16 protein-coding genes are annotated in these 17439 nt (G+C 70.4%); 7 read left to right on the plus strand and 9 right to left on the minus strand.

The features are described 5' to 3' along the window. Window positions 1–19 precede the first annotated feature (19 nt). From ACFU8W_RS25130 to ACFU8W_RS25165, 8 genes are read right to left on the minus strand one after another with little or no spacing between them, the layout of a single operon-like run. Window positions 20–2020 carry an NADH-quinone oxidoreductase subunit L gene (locus ACFU8W_RS25130; protein ID WP_345514928.1) on the minus strand — a complete coding sequence of 667 codons (2001 nt, stop codon included), beginning with the start codon at window positions 2018–2020 and terminating at the stop codon, window positions 20–22. Further along, window positions 2017–2427, minus strand: coding sequence for an NADH-quinone oxidoreductase subunit NuoK (gene nuoK, locus ACFU8W_RS25135; protein ID WP_266982661.1), 411 nt, complete (start codon window positions 2425–2427; stop codon window positions 2017–2019). Before nuoK ends, ACFU8W_RS25130 begins: the two co-directional genes overlap by 4 nt. Further along, window positions 2427–2981 carry an NADH-quinone oxidoreductase subunit J gene (locus tag ACFU8W_RS25140; protein ID WP_384041223.1) on the minus strand — a complete coding sequence of 185 codons (555 nt, stop codon included), beginning with the start codon at window positions 2979–2981 and terminating at the stop codon, window positions 2427–2429. Before ACFU8W_RS25140 ends, nuoK begins: the two co-directional genes overlap by 1 nt. Continuing rightward, window positions 2978–3556 (minus strand): NuoI/complex I 23 kDa subunit family protein, encoded by a 579-nt coding sequence (locus tag ACFU8W_RS25145; protein ID WP_384041227.1) that lies wholly within the window; start codon window positions 3554–3556, stop codon window positions 2978–2980. The genes ACFU8W_RS25140 and ACFU8W_RS25145 overlap by 4 nt, the downstream gene beginning before the upstream one ends. Then, complete coding sequence (locus tag ACFU8W_RS25150; protein WP_376340296.1) at window positions 3556–4524, minus strand: NADH-quinone oxidoreductase subunit H; 969 nt, start codon at window positions 4522–4524, stop codon at window positions 3556–3558. The genes ACFU8W_RS25145 and ACFU8W_RS25150 overlap by 1 nt, the downstream gene beginning before the upstream one ends. Continuing rightward, on the minus strand, window positions 4521–5786 hold the full coding sequence (locus ACFU8W_RS25155; RefSeq protein WP_384041231.1) for an NADH-quinone oxidoreductase subunit C: 1266 nt from the start codon (window positions 5784–5786) through the stop codon (window positions 4521–4523). Before ACFU8W_RS25155 ends, ACFU8W_RS25150 begins: the two co-directional genes overlap by 4 nt. After that, on the minus strand, window positions 5783–6412 hold the full coding sequence (locus ACFU8W_RS25160) for an NADH-quinone oxidoreductase subunit B family protein (protein WP_323135876.1): 630 nt from the start codon (window positions 6410–6412) through the stop codon (window positions 5783–5785). Before ACFU8W_RS25160 ends, ACFU8W_RS25155 begins: the two co-directional genes overlap by 4 nt. Next, complete coding sequence (locus ACFU8W_RS25165; protein ID WP_384041572.1) at window positions 6403–6804, minus strand: NADH-quinone oxidoreductase subunit A; 402 nt, start codon at window positions 6802–6804, stop codon at window positions 6403–6405. Before ACFU8W_RS25165 ends, ACFU8W_RS25160 begins: the two co-directional genes overlap by 10 nt. A 178-nt stretch (window positions 6805–6982) precedes the next feature. Between ACFU8W_RS25165 and ACFU8W_RS25170 the strand changes: the two genes are divergently transcribed. From ACFU8W_RS25170 to ACFU8W_RS25195, 6 genes are all read left to right on the plus strand, one after another. Continuing rightward, on the plus strand, window positions 6983–8182 hold the full coding sequence (locus ACFU8W_RS25170) for a sensor histidine kinase (RefSeq protein ID WP_384041234.1): 1200 nt from the start codon (window positions 6983–6985) through the stop codon (window positions 8180–8182). Between the two features lie 247 nt (window positions 8183–8429). Next, window positions 8430–9785 (plus strand): sensor histidine kinase, encoded by a 1356-nt coding sequence (locus tag ACFU8W_RS25175; protein WP_384041237.1) that lies wholly within the window; start codon window positions 8430–8432, stop codon window positions 9783–9785. A 205-nt stretch (window positions 9786–9990) separates the two neighbouring features. Further along, window positions 9991–10650 carry a LuxR C-terminal-related transcriptional regulator gene (locus tag ACFU8W_RS25180; RefSeq protein ID WP_384041575.1) on the plus strand — a complete coding sequence of 220 codons (660 nt, stop codon included), beginning with the start codon at window positions 9991–9993 and terminating at the stop codon, window positions 10648–10650. Window positions 10651–10912: 262 nt separating this feature from the next. Then, a complete protein-coding gene (locus tag ACFU8W_RS25185; RefSeq protein ID WP_384041240.1) occupies window positions 10913–12886 on the plus strand; it encodes a 2-oxoacid:acceptor oxidoreductase subunit alpha in 1974 nt (657 codons plus the stop codon). After that, complete coding sequence (locus ACFU8W_RS25190) at window positions 12879–13958, plus strand: 2-oxoacid:ferredoxin oxidoreductase subunit beta (protein WP_345514918.1); 1080 nt, start codon at window positions 12879–12881, stop codon at window positions 13956–13958. The genes ACFU8W_RS25185 and ACFU8W_RS25190 overlap by 8 nt, the downstream gene beginning before the upstream one ends. A 154-nt stretch (window positions 13959–14112) precedes the next feature. Further along, a complete protein-coding gene (locus ACFU8W_RS25195; protein WP_384041243.1) occupies window positions 14113–16068 on the plus strand; it encodes an APC family permease in 1956 nt (651 codons plus the stop codon). Here the strand turns inward: ACFU8W_RS25195 and ACFU8W_RS25200 are convergent. Beyond that, entirely contained in the window at window positions 16056–16439 is a 384-nt protein-coding gene (locus ACFU8W_RS25200) for a winged helix-turn-helix transcriptional regulator (protein WP_384041246.1), read from the minus strand. The genes ACFU8W_RS25195 and ACFU8W_RS25200 overlap by 13 nt on opposite strands. Before the next feature lie 110 nt (window positions 16440–16549). On the opposite strand from ACFU8W_RS25200, the gene ACFU8W_RS25205 reads away from it, so the two are divergent. Continuing rightward, the gene (locus tag ACFU8W_RS25205) at window positions 16550–17410 is read left to right on the plus strand and encodes an SDR family oxidoreductase (protein ID WP_384041249.1); all 861 of its coding nucleotides are present in this window, start codon (window positions 16550–16552) and stop codon (window positions 17408–17410) included. Window positions 17411–17439: the final 29 nt, after the last annotated feature.

Below are 17439 nucleotides of genomic sequence, written 5' to 3' on the forward strand. Positions count from 1 at the left end.
CGCTGATATCGATCACGGCTCACGACCCGGCGTTGACGTTGGCAAAAACGACGGCGGCGATCGCCAGGACAAGGGAACCGGCGAGCAGGGCGCTGAGGTAGGTCTGCACGTTGCCGGTCTGGGCGCGGCGGACGGCGGTGCCGAGCCAGCGTGCGCCGGTGCCGGAGCCGCGTACGTACGTGTCGACGACCTCACGGTCCAGGAAGCGGACGAGGCTCGCTGCGGCCTGGACGGGGCGGACGAACAGCGTCGCGTAGAGGGCGTCCAGGTGGAAGCCGGTGGCGGCGTGGCGGTGGAGCGGGCCGAGCAGGAGCCGTCCGGGGTCGGCCGGGTCGGGGGTGCCCGGGGTGTCGCCGTATCCGGCGGTGTGGTGGGTCATGGCCTCGGCCTCGATGAGTGCGGGTTCGGCCTCGGGGTGGGCGACGACGGCACCGGCGGGGGTGCGGGCGGCGAGGGCCGTGGTGTGGCGCCAGGCGCCGTAGGTGACGAGGCCGCCGACGAGACCGACGCCGGTGGAGAGGACGGCGGTGGTCACGGACGGGGTGAGGCTGTGGCCGTCGAACCAGTCGGTGATCACGCCGACGGTGAGTCCGAAGCCGATGGTGGGGATGGCGAGGACCCAGAGGACGGTGGTCATCGCGGCGGGCTGCCTGCCGTGGTCGGGGGCCTCGGCGCCGCGGCCGCGGAAGGCGAGGAGCCAGAGGCGGGTGGCATACGCGGCGGTGAGGACGGCGGCGAGCAGTCCGGCGACGAGGACGGTCCAGCCGGCGGCGGCCGGAGCGACGTGGCGCTCGCCCAGGGCGGTGTGTTCGGCGGCGACGAGGATGGCTTCCTTGGAGAAGAAGCCGGCGAACGGCGGGATGGCGGCGAGCGCGAGGAGGGCGACGGTCATCGTCCAGTAGGCGTCCGGGATGCGCTTGGCCAGGCCGCCCATGCGCGACATGGCGGTGAGCGAGTTGGTCCCGGCGGCGTGGATGACCACGCCGGCCGCGAGGAAGAGGACCGCTTTGAACGCTCCGTGCGAGAGGAGGTGGAAGACGGCGGCCCCGCGGTCGCCGACGGCCAGGGCGCCGGACATGTAGCCGAGCTGGCCGATGGTCGAGTAGGCGAGGACGCGCTTGATGTCGTCCTGGGCGAGCGCGGCGAGTCCCGATCCGATCATCGTGACCGCCGCCATGACGGCGAGGACGACGAGGGCGGCGCCGGATTCGGCGAAGACGGGGAGGAGCCGGGCCACGAAGTAGATGCCGGCGGCGACCATCGTCGCGGCGTGGATCAGCGCGGAGACGGGGGTCGGGCCGGCCATCGCGTCGGGCAGCCAGGTGTGCAGGGGGAACTGCGCGGACTTGCCCGCGACGCCGGCGAGGAGCAGCAGGGCGATGAGAGTGGGGTGGTCGAGCCCGCCGTTCGCGACGGCGCCGAGGATGCCGGTGATCCGGAATGTGCCGGTGTCGGCGGCAAGCGCGAACAGGCCGATCAGGAAGGGGACGTCGCCGAGCTTGGTGACCAGGAATGCCTTGAGGGAGGCGGCGCGGGCTTCGGGTGTCTCCCAGTAGTGACCGACGAGGAAGTACGAGCAGATGCCCATGACTTCCCAGCCGACCAGCAGCACCATCACGTCGCCGGAGTAGACGACGAGCAGCATCGCGGAGGTGAAGAGGGAGACGAGCGCCGCGTACGAGGGGTAGCGGGGGTCGTGACGCAGGTAGGCGGTCGAGTAGATCTGCACGCAGGTCGCGACGAGGCCGACCAGGACGGCGACGAGGACCGCGAAGCCGTCGAGGTGGAGGGCGAGGTCGATCGGGACCGAGCCGGTGGGTGTGAGCCGGGTCGACGCGTCGATGGCCGGGCCGCCGCCCTGGCGTGCGGCGACGACGACGGCGATCACGGCCGCGGCGAAGGTGGGAAGGATCGCGAGGGGGCGCACGTAACCGGGGGCGGTGCGGCCGAGGAGCAGGCCGGCGGCGGCGCCCAGGAACGGAAGGAGGGGGACGAGGACGGCGAGGGTCGTGGTGGTCACGCGGTGGCCTCTGCCTTCTTTGCCTTCCCTGCCGGAGCAGTGGCCTGGTCTTCGGTGCCGGTGGTGTCGTCCTCGTCGCCGGGGAGGGATTCAGCGGCGTCGGTCTCTGCGGTGTCGCGGAGGCGGTCCACGTCCGAGCTGCCGCGGTTGCGGTGGACGGCGAGGACGATCGCGAGGCCGATGCCGATCTCGGCTGCCGCGATGGCGATGGTGAAGAGGGTGAGCGCCTGGCCGGAGTGCAGGGCGTCGCGGAGCCAGACGTCGAAGGCGACCAGGTTGAGGTTGACGGCGTTGAGCATCAGCTCGACGGACATCAGGACCAGGATCGCGTTGCGGCGTGCGAGTACTCCGTACAGCCCGGTGCAGAAGAGGAGGGCGGCGAGCACGGCGGGATAGGCGAGGTGCATCAGCTCTGCTCCTTACCGCGCTTGCGGGACAGGACGATCGCGCCGACGAGGGCGGCGAGCAGCAGGACGGAGAGTGCTTCGAAGGGCAGTACCCAGTGCCGGAAGAGAAAGGCGCCGGTGGCCTCGGTGGATCCGTGGGCCGGTCCGTCCAGGTCGATCCAGGTGGTGCGGAAGGCGTCCACGACGACCCAGACGAGGGCGGCCGCGGCGGCGACCGCGACGCCGAGGGCGGCCCAGCGGTTTTCGGAGTCGGCGTCCGGGGAGCGGCCGATGGGAGCCTTGGTGAGCATCAGCCCGAAAAGAAGGAGGACGACGACGGAACCGACGTAGATCAGTACCTGTACCCAGGCGATGAACTCCGCGGTCAGCAGGAGGTACTCGACGGCGAGGCCGCCGAGCGCCACGACCAGCCAGAGGGCGGCGTGCACCAACTGCTTGGTCGTGACGGTGATGAGGGCTGCGCCGATGGTGGCGACGCCGACCAGGACGAAGGCGATCTCGATGCCGGTCGGGGAGAGGAAACCGGGGTGGGCCGCGGCGGCTGCGAGGGTCACTCCTTTCCTTCCTCTTCTTCCTGCTGCTGGGCTTGCTGGGCTTCTTGGGCGCGCTGGGCTTCGAGCTTCTCCGCCGTCTTGCGGGCGGCGGCGATCTCCTTCGGTTCCTCCGCACCCGGGTCGAGTGCGGGCGGCTCGGGCACCGTCCACATCCATTCGCGGAGCTTGTCCCGCTCATGGGTGAGTTCGAGGATGTCGGTCTCGGCGTACTCGAACTCCGGCGACCAGAACAGCGCGTCGAAAGGACAGACCTCGATGCAGATGCCGCAGTACATGCAGAGGGAGAAGTCGATGGCGAAGCGGTCGAGGACGTTGCGGCTGCGTTCGCGGCCGCCCGGTGCGGCGGCGGGCACCGTCTCCTTGTGGGAGTCGATGTAGATGCACCAGTCCGGGCACTCACGGGCGCAGAGCATGCAGACCGTGCAGTTCTCCTCGAACAGCCCGATGACGCCGCGGGAGCGCGGCGGGAGTTCGGGCTGGACGTCGGGGTACTGGGCGGTGACCGACTTCTTCGTCATCGTCCGCAGGGTGACGGCCAGGCCCTTGGCAAGGCCGGAGCCGGGGATCGGAGGCATCAGCTGATCGCCACCTTCACGATGCCGGTGAGCGCGATCTGCGCGAGAGCGAGCGGGATGAGCGTGGTCCAGGCGAGCCTCTGCAGCTGGTCCTCGCGGAGGCGGGGGTAGCTCACCCGCAGCCAGATGACGACGAAGGCGAGGACCGCGATCTTGAGGAGCGTCCAGACCCAGCCGAGTCCGTCGGCGCCGAGCGGGCCGTGCCAGCCGCCGAGGAAGAGGACGGTGGTCAGTCCGCACAGGACGACGATGCCCGCGTACTCGGCGAGCAGGAACAGGGCGAAGCGGAGGCCGGTGTACTCGGTGTACGCGCCGAAGATGATCTCCGAGTCGGCGACCGGCATGTCGAACGGCGGGCGCTGCAGTTCAGCGAGTCCGGCCACGAAGAAGACCAGGCCGCCGACGATCTGCCAGGGCAGCCACCACCACTCGAAGGCGTTGACGATGCCGGGAAGGGAGACGGTGCCTGCGGCCATCGCGACTGAGGCGGCGGCGAGCAGCATCGGAAGTTCGTACGCGAGGAGCTGGGCGGCGGTGCGGAGGCCGCCGAGGAGGGAGAACTTGTTGGCCGATGCCCAGCCCGCCATCAGCGAGCCGAGGACTCCCACGCCCATGACGGCGAGGACGAAGAAGATGCCCGCGTCGACGACCTGACCGACCGCGCCCTCGCTCGGGCCGATCGGAATGGCGACGAGTACGAGGAGGTACGGAAGGAGGGCGACGGCGGGGGCGAGCTGGAAGATGCGGCGGTCGGCCTCGGCCGGGACGATGTCTTCCTTCTGCGCGAATTTCACGCCGTCGGCGACGAGCTGGGCCCAGCCGTGGAAACCGCCCGCGTACATGGGGCCCAGGCGGCCCTGCATGTGGGCCATCACCTTGTGTTCGGTCTGGCCCACGACGAGGGGGACGACCATGAACACCGCGAAGACGATGATGAGCCGGAGGGCGACGTCGAGTACGTCGTTCACGCGGTATCGCCTCCGGCGAGGTGGTCGGGGGTTTCGGGGTTCTCGGGGGTTTCGGGGTTCTCAGGGGTGGCCTCGGGTTCGGTGTCTTCGGGGGTGGGGCCGCTGCGCGGGGCCTCTCCCCCGTCCGCTCCTTCCCGAACCGGGGGCTCCGCCCCCGGGCCGTCGCTCCTCGGGCGCCGGGTGGGCTGGGAGGTGTCCTGATCGGGGGTCGGGTCGAAGGCGGGGCGGGCGTGGTGCCAGGGCGCGTCCGCGCCGCGGGGCTTGGCCTGCTCCGGGGCTGCCGCCTCGGGCGTCGGTCCGGGGGGCTCGGCCTCCGAGGACGCCGTCCCCGGCGCTGCCTCCTTCGGCGCTGCAGACGGGGAGGTCGTCGAGTGCGGCGCCGCAGTGCCCGGCACGTCGGACTTCGGCGTGGCCGCCGGTTCCGTCGCTGCCGACGTCTGCTCCACCGGCGCCGCCTGCTGGCTCACCGAGCCCTGGGACGCGCTGCGGGTGCGGCGCGGAGTCGCGGTCGGGGTGGCGGCCGGCGGTGTGGTCCCGGTACCTGCGGACGCCGGGGCTGCCGGCTCGGGCTGCTGGCTTGCCGAGCCCTCGCTCACGCTGCGGGCCCGGCGCACGGGGCGGTCGCCCGCGGGGCGGGCTGCTCGGGCCGGGCGGGCCGGGGCAGGTGGGAGCTGGCCCTTGAGGGGGCCCCATTCGTTCGGGTCGGGCACGCCCGGCGGCAGCATCGTGCGCCGCTTGGGACCGCCATGCTCGGATTCGCCCGGCTCCTTGGCTCCCGGCCATGCTTTGGCGACCCTCGCCGCCAGGACGAAGTCCTTGCGCAGCGGGTGGCCCTCGAAGCCTTCCGGGAGGAGGAGGGGGACCAGGTGCGGGTGGCCCTCGAAGCCGATGCCGAACATTTCGTGGGTCTCGCGCTCGTGCCAGGCGGCGCCCGCGTAGACGCCGATGGCGGTCGGCAGGACCGGGGCGTCGTGCGGAACGGTCGTACGGAGCAGGAGCCGGCGGACCTTGCCCGCCGCCGGGGCGGCGACATGGGCGCAGACTCGGAAGCCGGTGCCGGGTTCGTCGACTGCGCTCAGCCAGTCGAAATAGGTGCAGCCCAGCAGGGAGCGGGCCGTTTCGAGGGCGGTGGTCCAGGCGGCCGGCGGGACGTCGACGGTCAGCAGGCCGTAGGCGTGCTCCGCCGTGGCGTCCTCGCCGAAGAGTTCGGTGACGGCTTCCGGCAGGCGGTCGTAGGCCTGCGCCGTTTCCGGATCGGTCACTTCTGCTCCTCCCCCGGGGCCGGCGGGGCGGCGACCAGGCCGCTGCGGAGTGCGGCGGTGGAGGGGCGGCTGCCGCCGGTCGCGTACCGCTCGCCCAGCGACTCGCGGGCGATCTTCTCCTGGAGCTTGAGGATGCCCTGGAGCAGGGCTTCCGGGCGCGGCGGGCAGCCCGGTACGTACACGTCGACGGGGATGATCTGGTCGACGCCCTTGGTCACGGAGTACGAGTCCCAGTATGGGCCGCCGCAGTTGGAACAGGCGCCGAAGGAGATGACGTACTTGGGCTCGGGCATCTGCTCGTACAGCCGCTTGACGGCCGGGGCCATCTTGTCCGTCACCGTGCCGGAAACGATCATGAGATCGGCCTGGCGGGGTCCCGGTGCGAACGGGATCACGCCGAGGCGGATGAAGTCGTGCCGGGCCATGGAGGCGGCGATGAATTCGATGGCGCAGCAGGCGAGCCCGAAGTTGAAGACCCAGAGGCTGTACCGGCGGCCCCAGTTCAGGACCACCTTCATGGGCTCGGGTGCGAGCCGGGAGAGCACGCCGAGCCGTTTCGGTTCGGGCAGCAGCGTCGGTTCGGGCCGGTGCTGCGGCTCGGGGGTCTGCGGGCTCGTCACGTCCATTCGAGGACGCCCTTCTTCCATGCGTAGAGCAGTCCCACGGCGAGGAATCCGAGGAAGATGAACATTTCCACCAGGGTGGTCGCACCGTATCCGGGTGCTGCAAATACGGTCGCCCAGGGGAACAAGAAGATCGAGTCGACAGCGAAGATCACATAGAGGAATGCGTAGACGTAGTAGCGGACCTGGGTGTGTGCCCAGCCCTCGCCGACGGGGTCCACGCCGCATTCGTAGGTGAGGAGCTTCTCCGGTGTCGGCACCACGGGGCGCAGCAGCCGGCCTGCTCCGAAGGCGACGGCGACGAAGAGCACGCCGATCAGGGCGAGCAGTCCCACGACCGAGTAGCTCTGGAAGTAGTCCGACGCGAGAACGGTCGATTCCGGCAGGTCCGCCATGTAGGCCACGTCCGCCCCTCCGCTCCCTCATGCATGTTCGACGTCTGTACGCACGGGAGTCTAGGCCCTGTTAAAGAGGCGGTAAGCAGCCGCGTCGGGCAAAGGGTGGGGTTATCCCTACTTCGCCCCGCCCATGAACCCCATGGCGTGCGCAGGCCCGGCCCGGCAGGCTGGGCGCATGACCTCGAGCTCCCCGGCGCCCGACAACGACCGGCCGCCGCCCGCCCGCTTCGCACTGGATCCGTGGACGTGGAAGGAGATCTCTTATCTCCTGTCCAACCTGCCGGTGGCGGTTGCCGGGTTTGTTTACACAGTTTTCATGATCGCTGTCGGTGTGGGGCTTTCCCTCACGGTGGTGGGTCTGCCGCTTCTCGCCGGCGGGCTGCAGGGGGCGCGGCTGCTCGGCAGGGCGGAGCGGGGCCGGGCCCGTGCGCTGCTCGGGGTGCGGATCGACGAGCCGAGCGCGACCGCGCTGGGCCGCCGTGACCGCGGCGTCCTTCCGTGGCTGTGGTCGAGTCTCAAGGATCCGGTGGCCTGGCGGGCGGTGCTGTATTCCTTCATGCGGCTGCCCTGGGGCGTGCTCACGTTCACGGTGACGTTGCTGAGTCTGTTCGTCCTGTGGCCCGTGCTGCCCTTCACGGCGCGGCTGCTGACCAACGCGGACCGGGCCATGGCGCGGGGGCTGCTCTCGCCCTCGGACGAGCTGGAGCGCAGGATCGCCGAGCTGGAGTCGGACCGGGGTGTGGTCGTGGACACCGCCGCCGCCGACCTGCGGCGCATCGAACGCGATCTGCACGACGGCGCGCAGGCCCGGCTCGTCGCCCTCGCCATGGATCTGGGTCTGGCGAAGGAGAAGCTGGCGCAGGACCCCGAGGCCGCCGCCCGCATGGTCGACGAGGCGCACGGCGAGGTGAAGGTCGCCCTGCAGGAGCTCCGCGACCTCGCCCGGGGGATCCATCCCGCCGTCCTCACCGACCGCGGCCTGGACGCCGCGCTCTCCGCCATCGCCTCCCGCTGCACCGTCCCGGTCACGGTGGGCGTGGATCTGCAGTCGCGCCCCGCGGAGGCGATCGAGGGGATTGCGTACTTCACCGTGTCCGAGCTGCTGCAGAACGTCAGCAAGCACAGTGGTGCGGGTTCGGCGTCCGTCGAGGTGTGGCGGTCGGGGGAACGGCTGCTGATCCAGGTCAGTGACGACGGCCGGGGCGGGGCGCGGATGGACGGCGGTACGGGGATGTCCGGGCTGGCGGAGCGGCTGGGGGCGGTGGACGGGCTGTTCGTCCTGACGTCGCCGGTCGGCGGGCCGACGACGGTCGTGGCCGAGCTGCCCTGGCGGGACCGGGGCGGGGACGGCGCGGGCGTCGCGAAACGGCCGTAGCGCCTTTCCTCCGGATCGTGCCGGGCTCGCGGGGTGCGGGTACGCGTCGGACCCGGCTCCCTGCTCCGGTCCGAATTCCGCAGGAGGGGGCCCAGGCCGCAGTCGGGGGTGGGGAAAACCCCCGGTCGAAAAGGGATACCGGCCTCATGGTGAGGAGTCCCGCCGCACAGCACTCTTGAGGTGGCGGCCTGTACGGGCCGCCGAAGAGGAACCACTCCACCCGCCGAGCAGAGAAACGGACGGCACCATGGCCACGGCATACGGACCGGACACTCGCGACCCTCAGCGGTCCGGTTCCGGCCCCGAGGACCACCCCTCGGTGAAGCACGTCGTTCCCGCGGTGCTGCGCGCGCCGTTCGAGGCGAGGACCTGGCGCGAGTTCGGCTATCTGTTGCTGAGTCTGCCCATCAGTGTGGTGCTGTTCGGCCTCGCGGTCACTCTGACCTCCGCCAGTGCGGGTCTGCTGATCACGTTCGTCGGCATTCCGCTCCTTGCCGGCACCCTGGCCATGTGCCGCGGTTTCGGTGCCATGGAGCGGGTCCGGGCGCGGGGGCTGCTGCGGCTCCGGGTGGCGGATCCGGCGCCGGTGCGCGGCAGGACCGGCGGGCCGATGTCCTGGGTCGGTGCGGTGCTGAAGAGCGGGGCGTCCTGGCGGCATCTTCTCTACGCGCTGCTGCACTTCCCGTGGGCGGTCTTCGCGTTCACCGTCTCGTTGACGTTCTGGGCGTACGGATGGGCGGCCCTCACGTATCCGTTGTGGCAGTGGGTCTTCCCTGCGTACGCGGGGATCGACGGCATCCAGCTGTACGGCGACGCCACGCACGACGTCTATCTCGACTCTCCCTTCGAGCTGGCCGTGACCAGTGCGTTCGGTCTGATACTCGTGCTGGTCACCCCGTGGATCATCCGTGGTCTGACGTCCGTGGACCGGGTGATGGTGTACGGGCTGCTCGGGCCGTCCCGGCTGGCGTCGCGCGTTTCGGAGCTGGAGTCGGACCGGGGTGTGGTCGTGGACACCGCCGCCGCCGACCTGCGGCGCATCGAACGCGATCTGCACGACGGCGCGCAGGCCCGGCTCGTCGCCCTCGCCATGGATCTGGGTCTGGCGAAGGAGAAGCTGGCGCAGGACCCCGAGGCCGCCGCCCGCATGGTCGACGAGGCGCACGGCGAGGTGAAGGTCGCCCTGCAGGAGCTCCGCGACCTCGCCCGGGGGATCCATCCCGCCGTCCTCACCGACCGCGGCCTGGACGCCGCGCTCTCCGCCATCGCCTCCCGCTGCACCGTCCCGGTCACGGTCGAGGTGGACCTGGCGTCGCGCCCCGCGCAGGCGATCGAGGGAATTGCGTACTTCACCGTGTCCGAGCTGCTGCAGAACGTCAGCAAGCATGCGTACGCGACGCGTGCGACGGTTGATGTGTGGCGTACGGCCGACCGGCTGATGCTGCAGGTCACGGACAACGGGCGGGGTGGCGCGGACCTGTCGGCGGGCAGCGGTCTGGCCGGTCTGACCGAGCGGCTGGACGCGGTGGACGGCGTCCTCGTCGTCGACTCCCCGGTGGGCGGGCCGACGCGGGTCACGGCCGAGCTCCCGTGGCGCGGCTGAGGCGGACCCGCCCGGCCCGCTGCGGGTGTCCCCTCTCACCCCCCTCACGGGCGTTTCCTCGCCCCGTCCGTGCCCTCGAGCATGCGGCACAGTCCCCATCGGCGGGCCGATGCTGGGATGCTGGAGGGGCCAGGGGACGGATTTCCGTCGGCCGCGGGCCGGCGGACCAGTGCAGTGGGGAAAAAGCGTCGTGGTGGAGGACAGGGTGCGGGTGGTCATCGCCGAGGATTCGGTACTGCTTCGGGAGGGACTCACCCGGCTGCTGACCGATCTCGGGCATGACGTCGTTGCCGGGGTGGGGGACGCCGAGACGCTGATCAAGACCGTGAGCGATCTCGCCGCACAGGACGAGCTGCCGGATGTGGTCGTCGCCGATGTGCGGATGCCGCCGACCCACACCGATGAGGGCGTACGGGCGGCGGTGCGGCTGCGCAAGGAGTATCCCGGCATCGGGGTCCTGGTCCTTTCGCAGTACGTCGAGGAGCAGTACGCGACCGAGCTGCTGGCCGGCAGCAGCCGGGGGGTGGGGTATCTGCTGAAGGACCGGGTCGCCGAGGTCCGTGAGTTCGTCGACGCCGTGGTCCGAGTGGCACAGGGCGGTACGGCGCTGGACCCTGAGGTGGTGGCGCAGCTGCTGGGCCGGAGCCGTAAGCAGGACGTCCTGGCCGGGCTGACGCCGCGCGAGCGCGAGGTTCTCGGTCTGATGGCGGAGGGGCGGACGAACTCCGCGGTCGCCCGGCAGCTGGTGGTGAGCGACGGCGCGGTGGAGAAGCACGTCAGCAATATTTTTCTGAAGCTCGGGCTCTCGCCCAGTGACGGGGATCACCGTCGCGTGCTGGCCGTTCTGACCTATCTCAAATCCTGAGAATCTGACACCCTGCCAGGTCATCTGAGGCCTGTCGGGGGCCTGGGACCAAAGGATGAGCGCCGAGAAGCAGCGAGCGACGTCGACCGACAGCCCAGGGGGGTTCACGGAATATGGCAAACTGGTACAAGAATGCGTCTCATAGTGGCGTCCATCATGTGACCGTTCCAGGGAAGGCGACCCTTACCGACGTAGGGTGGGCTTGGGGACCACCGGCGGGCCGGACGGTCCCGAGCCGCCGCCCCGAGGGAGGTCCAGTTCAGTGACCAGCCAGGTCAGTAGCCCAGCCGGACAGGCCGACGAGACCAACGACGCCGATCAGGCCGGCGAGACTGTTCTCGGGGGGCAACGCGCCCCCCATTCCGAAAAAGCGGGCGTCGGCGAGAAGGAGATCCGCCGCCTGGACAGGGTGATCATCCGTTTCGCGGGTGACTCCGGAGACGGCATGCAGCTCACGGGTGACCGGTTCACCTCGGAGACGGCGTCGTTCGGGAACGACCTGTCGACGCTGCCGAACTTCCCGGCCGAGATCCGGGCCCCCGCAGGTACCCTGCCGGGCGTCTCGTCGTTCCAGTTGCACTTCGCCGACCATGACATCCTCACGCCGGGCGACGCCCCGAACGTGCTGGTCGCGATGAACCCCGCCGCGCTGAGGGCGAACATCGATGATGTGCCGCGCGGCGCCGAAATCATCGTCAACACCGACGAGTTCACCAAACGCCCGATGGCGAAGGTGGGCTACGAGACCAGCCCGCTGGAGGACGGCTCGCTGCAGGCGTACAACGTCCACCCGGTGCCCCTGACGACTCTGACGATCGAGGCGCTGAAGGAGTTCGGGCTCTCCCGCAAGGAGGCCGAGCGCTCGAAGAACATGTTCGCGCTCGGGCTGCTCTCCTGGATGTACCACCGGCCGACCGACGGCACCGAGGCATTCCTGCGGGCGAAGTTCGCCAAGAAACCGCAGATCGCCGAGGCGAACGTGGCGGCGTTCCGGGCGGGCTGGAATTTCGGTGAGACCACCGAGGACTTCGCCGTCAGCTACGAGGTGGCGCCCGCGACGCAGACGTTCCCCACCGGTACGTACCGGAACATCTCCGGGAACCTGGCCCTGTCGTACGGGCTGATCGCGGCGGCCCGGCAGGCGGACCTGCCGCTCTACCTGGGCTCGTACCCGATCACCCCGGCCTCCGACATCCTGCACGAGCTCAGCAAGCACAAGAACTTCGGCGTCCGCACCTTCCAGGCGGAGGACGAGATCGCGGGCATCGGCGCGGCGCTCGGTGCGGCGTTCGGCGGTTCGCTCGGGGTGACGACGACGTCCGGTCCGGGTGTGGCGCTGAAGTCGGAGACCATCGGCCTGGCCGTCTCGCTCGAACTGCCGCTGCTCATCATCGACATCCAGCGCGGCGGCCCGTCGACCGGTCTGCCGACCAAGACCGAGCAGGCGGACCTGCTGCAGGCGATGTTCGGGCGCAACGGCGAGGCCCCGGTGCCGATCGTGGCGCCGAAGACGCCGGCGGACTGCTTCGACGCCGCGCTCGACGCCGCCCGGATCGCACTGACGTACCGCACACCGGTGTTCCTGCTCTCGGACGGTTACCTCGCCAACGGCTCCGAGCCGTGGCGGATCCCCGAGGTCGACGAACTCCCCGACCTGCGCGTGCAGTTCGCCTCCGGACCCAACCATGAGCTGGCCGACGGCACCGAGGTCTTCTGGCCGTACAAACGCGATCCGCAGACCCTGGCCCGCCCGTGGGCCGTCCCCGGCACTCCCGGTCTCGAACACCGCATCGGCGGCATCGAGAAGCAGGACGGCACCGGCAACATCTCGTACGACCCCGCGAACCACGACTTCATGGTCCGCACCCGCCAGGCGAAGGTCGACGGCATCGAGGTCCCCGACCTGGAGGTCGACGACCCCTCCGACGCCCGGACCCTGGTGCTCGGCTGGGGCTCCACGTACGGCCCCATCACCGCCGCCGTCCGCCGGCTGCGGGCGGAGGGGCAGTCGATCGCGCAGGCCCATCTGCGCCACCTCAACCCCTTCCCACGGAATCTGGGCGAGGTGCTGGAGCGTTACGACAAGGTGGTGGTCCCGGAGATGAACCTCGGCCAGCTCGCCACGCTGATCCGGGCGAAGTACCTGGTCGACGCCCACAGTTACAACCAGGTCAACGGAATGCCGTTCAAGGCCGAGCAGCTCGCCACAGCTCTCAAGGAGGCCATCGATGCCTAACACCGACCAGGCACTCCCCACCGGGCTCCCGGCACTGCAGCTGGTGCCCAAGGCCGAGGCCAAGCAGTCCATGAAGGACTTCAAGTCCGATCAGGAAGTGCGCTGGTGCCCCGGTTGCGGTGACTATGCGGTCCTCGCCGCCGTGCAGGGGTTCATGCCCGAGCTCGGTCTGGCGAAGGAGAACATCGTCTTCGTCTCCGGCATCGGCTGCTCGTCCCGGTTCCCGTACTACATGAACACGTACGGGATGCACTCGATCCACGGCCGGGCCCCGGCCATCGCGACCGGGCTGGCGTCCTCGCGGCGCGACCTGTCCGTCTGGGTCGTCACGGGCGACGGCGACGCGCTGTCCATCGGCGGCAACCACCTCATCCACGCGCTGCGGCGCAATGTGAACCTGAAGATCCTGCTGTTCAACAACCGGATCTACGGGCTCACCAAGGGGCAGTACTCCCCCACGTCCGAGGTCGGCAAGATCACCAAGTCGACGCCGATGGGCTCGCTCGACGCCCCGTTCAACCCGGTGTCGCTGGCCCTCGGCGCGGAGGCGTCGTTCGTCGCCCGCACCGTGGACTCCGACCGCAAGCACCTCACCGGCGTGCTGCGCGAGGCGGCCGCCCACCCGGGCACGGCGCTGGTGGAGATCTACCAGAACTGCAACATCTTCAACGACGGCGCTTTCGAGGTCCTCAAGGACAAGGACAAGGCCGAGAACGCGGTGATCCGGCTGGAGCACGGGCAGCCGATCCGCTTCGGCACGGGACAGTCCAAGGGCGTGGTGCGCGACCCGGCCACCGGCGAGCTCAAGGTCGTCGAGGTCACCGCGGAGAACGAGTCGCAGGTCCTGGTCCACGACGCGCACGCCGACAGCCCCACCACGGCGTTCGCGCTGTCCCGGCTCGCCGACCCCGACACGCTGCACCAGACCCCGATCGGGGTCCTGCGCAGCGTCGAGCGGCCGGTGTACGACACGCAGATGGCCGAGCAGCTGGACACCGCGGTCGAGCAGAACGGCAAGGGCGATCTGGCCGCGCTGCTCGCGGGCAACGACAACTGGACGGTCGTCGGCTGAGGGGTGTCCCGGCGGATCGGGGTCGGACCGTTCCACTCGTCGCGGCCCCGGCTGATCCGCCGGACACCCTCTGGGACGTCGTGAGGCGCACCGTACGGGTGCCCGGCCGGGGAGTCTTCACCGCTCCCGGCCCGGCACCCGTTCTCATGTGCCCATGGCCCTGGACCGTCCCGCGTACCGCATCAAACGACACCTGCTCGGCAAACCCCTCACCACCGAGCGCATCAGTGACGAGAAACTGAACAACCGGACGGCGCTCGGGGTGCTCGCCTCGGACTGCATCAGTTCGTCCGCGTACGGCTCCGAGGAGATGCTCCGGGTCCTCGTGCCCGTCGTCGGGGCGGCTGCCTTCACCCTCCTCATGCCGGTGACCGGCGCGATCCTGCTGGTCCTGCTGCTTCTGACGCTCTGCTACAGCGATGTCGTCATGATCTACACGCGGGCGGGCGGCTCGTATGTGGTCGCCCGGGAGAACTTCGGGCCGAACGTCGCGCAGATCGCCGCCGTGGCGCTGCTCGTCGACTACATCGTGACCGTCGCCGTCCAGGTGTCGGCCGGCACGAACGCCCTCATCTCCCTCGCCCATCTGGCCGGGGGCGGCTGGACCGGCCTGGACCATCTCCAGCTGCCGGTCTCCGTCGCGGTGATCGTGCTGCTCGCGTACGGGAATCTGCGCGGCATCCGCGAGGCGGGCCGGACCTTCGCGCTGCCCGCCTATCTGTTCATGGCCGCGGTCGGTCTGGTGCTGCTCGTCGCCGCGGTACGCGGGCTGACGGGCGAGCTGCCGAAGGCCGATCTGCATGCCGCCGGGGTGGTTCCGCAGGGCACGCCGGGCAGCGGCTGGGCATACGGCGCATCGCTCTTCATCGTGCTGCGCTCCTTCGCCAACGGCGGCTCGTCGCTCACCGGACTCGAAGCGATCTCCAACGGCATCTCCGCGTTCCGCGAACCGCAGGGCCGCAATGCCCGCCGCACCCTCATCGCGATGAGCTGTGTACTCGGCATCCTCGTCCTCGGCGTCTCCACGCTGGCGCACTTCACGCATGCCGTCCCGTACATCGACGGCACGCCGACCGTCATCGCGCAGGAGGCTCACCTCGCCTTCGGTGCTGGCCCGCTCGGGACGGCCGGGCTGGTCTTCGTCCAGCTGGCGACGGCACTGGTCCTCTACACGGGTGCCAACACGCCCTTCACCGGCTTCCCGTTCCTCGCCAGTTTTGTCGCCGAGGACCGTTTCCTGCCGCGGGTGCTGACCCGCCGCGGGCACCGGCTGGCCTTCTCCAACGGGATCATCGCGCTCACCGTCGTCTCGCTGGCGCTGCTGCTCGTCACGGGCGCCAGTGTGGACAAGCTGGTGGCGCTCTACGCGATCGGCGTGTTCACCGCGTTCACCATGGCCGGGTCCGGGCTCACCGCGTACCACCTGCGCCGCCGCGAGCGGTACCGCCGGCTGAAGATCGCGGTCAATGGGCTGGCCGCGGTCAGCTCGGCGGCCGTGGTGCTGATCTTCGCGGTCACCAAGTTCACCGAGGGCGCCTGGCTGGTCGTGATCGTCTTCCCGCTCGGCGTGTGGGCGTTGATGCGGATCAACCGCGAGTACCGGCGCGAGGCCGCCGCACTGCACAGCCTCCAGGCACCGGGCGCGGACCGGCCGCGGGTCCGGCGTCATCTGGTGTTCGTCCTCGTGGAGACGCTGGACCTGGCGACGCTGAAGGCACTGCGGTACGCCCATGAGCTGCGCCCGGACGAGATCCGGGCGGTGCACTTCGCGATCGACGAGGCGCACGGCAGGCGGCTGGCCGCCCGCTGGGAGGCGACGGCCGCGACCTCCGTGCCGCTGGAGCTGGTGGCCTGCCCCGACCGGCGGCTGCGCCATGCGATGCGGGAGCTCGCGACCCGCACCACGGCGGACGGGGAGACGTCGCTGACGGTCCTGGTGCCACGGCGGCTGTACCGGAACGCGCTCGGCAAGATGCTGCACCGGGGCACCGGCGAGGCGATGTCGAAGGCGCTGGCGCAGCTGCCGCACGTGGCGGTGACGATCCTGCCGTTCGATGTCTCGCGGGCGCTGCGGGAGCTGGAGGAGGGGCGGGCGCCTCAGCCGGACTGATCCTGCTTCCGGGCGTCGTACGCCTCGTGGGCGGCGTGCACGGCGTCGACACGCCGCTCCGTCCAGCGCGCCAGCCCCCACACCTGCTCGGCGGCCTCCTTGCCCAGCTCGGTGAGCGTGTAGTCCACCCGCGGCGGGATCACCGGCTTGGCATCCCGGTGCACGAAGCCGTCGCGCTCCAGCGTCTGCAGGGTCTGGGCCAGCATCTTCTCGCTGACGCCGCCGACCTCGCGGCGCAGTTCGCTGAAGCGGTAGGAGCGCTCCAGCAGGGCGGCCAGGACGAGGACGCCCCAGCGGCTGGTGACGTGTTCGAGCACCAGGCGGGAGGGGCACATCTGCCGGTTCACATCGGGCACCTTGCTTACGCTCATACCAGTACCTTACTTCAAAGTGGGTACTTTCTCATGGTTAGTGCATCCCGTAGGGTGAGCGACAGAGAGCACGAACAAGGACCAGAGCAGCCAAAGAGGAGAAACCCCCCATGAGCATCGTCGTCACCGGAGCCACCGGAGAGCTCGGCAGTCTCGTCGTCGACCGACTGCTGGAGACCGTGCCCGCGAGCGGGATCGCCGCCGTCGTCCGCAACAAGGAGAAGGCCGCCGGCCTCGCCGCCCGCGGTGTCGAGCTCCGGGTCGCCGACTACGACCGCCCGGAGACCCTCACCGGCGCCTTCAAGGCCGGGGACCGCGTCCTGCTCATCTCCGGCAGCGAGGTGGGCAAGCGCGTGCCGCAGCACACGGCGGTCATCGACGCGGCGAAGGCGGCGGGCGTCGCGCAGCTCGCGTACACCGGAGTGCTGGGCGGCCCGGACGCCGACTTCCAGCTGGCCGCCGAGCACAAGGTCACCGAGCAGCTGATCCTCGACTCCGGCCTGCCGTACACCTTCCTGCGCAACGGCTGGTACACGGAGAACTACACGGCGAACCTCGCCCCGGTCCTGGAACACGGCGCCGTCGTCTCCAACGCGGGCGACGGCCGGGTCGCCTCCGCCACTCGCGCCGACTACGCGGCCGCTGCGGCCGCCGTACTGACCGGCGAGGACCACCTCGGCAAGGCCTACGAGCTGAGCGGCGACGTCGCCTGGTCGTTCGCCGAGTACGCGGCCGAGGTCTCGAAGGCCACCGGCAAGGAGATCGCGTACAACAACGTCCCGGCCGCCGTGCACCAGGAGATCCTCGTCGGCGCCGGTCTGCCCGAGGGCTTCGCCGCGATCCTCGTCGACGTCGACGAGGCGATCGCGCGCGGCCTGCTCGCCGGTACGAGCGGTGACCTGGCCCGCCTGATCGGCCGCCCGACGACGCCGATGGCCGAGACGGTGGCCGCCGCGGTCGCCGCCGCCTGAGCCCTCGCCCCGGACCGGAAGGGCCCGGT

It is taken from the genome of Streptomyces sp. NPDC057565, from assembly GCF_042801455.1.
Lineage (GTDB): Bacteria > Actinomycetota > Actinomycetes > Streptomycetales > Streptomycetaceae > Streptomyces > Streptomyces yanii.

Coding starts and splice junctions, on each gene's coding strand:
- ACFU8W_RS25145 (WP_384041227.1), bottom strand. CDS start 3,556: ATGCCTCCGATCCCCGGCTCCGGCCTTGCCAAGGGCCTGGCCGTCACC.
- ACFU8W_RS25160 (WP_323135876.1), bottom strand. CDS start 6,412: ATGGACGTGACGAGCCCGCAGACCCCCGAGCCGCAGCACCGGCCCGAA.
- ACFU8W_RS25175 (WP_384041237.1), top strand. CDS start 8,430: ATGGCCACGGCATACGGACCGGACACTCGCGACCCTCAGCGGTCCGGT.
- ACFU8W_RS25165 (WP_384041572.1), bottom strand. CDS start 6,804: ATGGCGGACCTGCCGGAATCGACCGTTCTCGCGTCGGACTACTTCCAG.
- ACFU8W_RS25195 (WP_384041243.1), top strand. CDS start 14,113: ATGGCCCTGGACCGTCCCGCGTACCGCATCAAACGACACCTGCTCGGC.
- nuoK (WP_266982661.1), bottom strand. CDS start 2,427: ATGCACCTCGCCTATCCCGCCGTGCTCGCCGCCCTCCTCTTCTGCACC.
- ACFU8W_RS25170 (WP_384041234.1), top strand. CDS start 6,983: ATGACCTCGAGCTCCCCGGCGCCCGACAACGACCGGCCGCCGCCCGCC.
- ACFU8W_RS25205 (WP_384041249.1), top strand. CDS start 16,550: ATGAGCATCGTCGTCACCGGAGCCACCGGAGAGCTCGGCAGTCTCGTC.
- ACFU8W_RS25200 (WP_384041246.1), bottom strand. CDS start 16,439: ATGAGCGTAAGCAAGGTGCCCGATGTGAACCGGCAGATGTGCCCCTCC.
- ACFU8W_RS25190 (WP_345514918.1), top strand. CDS start 12,879: ATGCCTAACACCGACCAGGCACTCCCCACCGGGCTCCCGGCACTGCAG.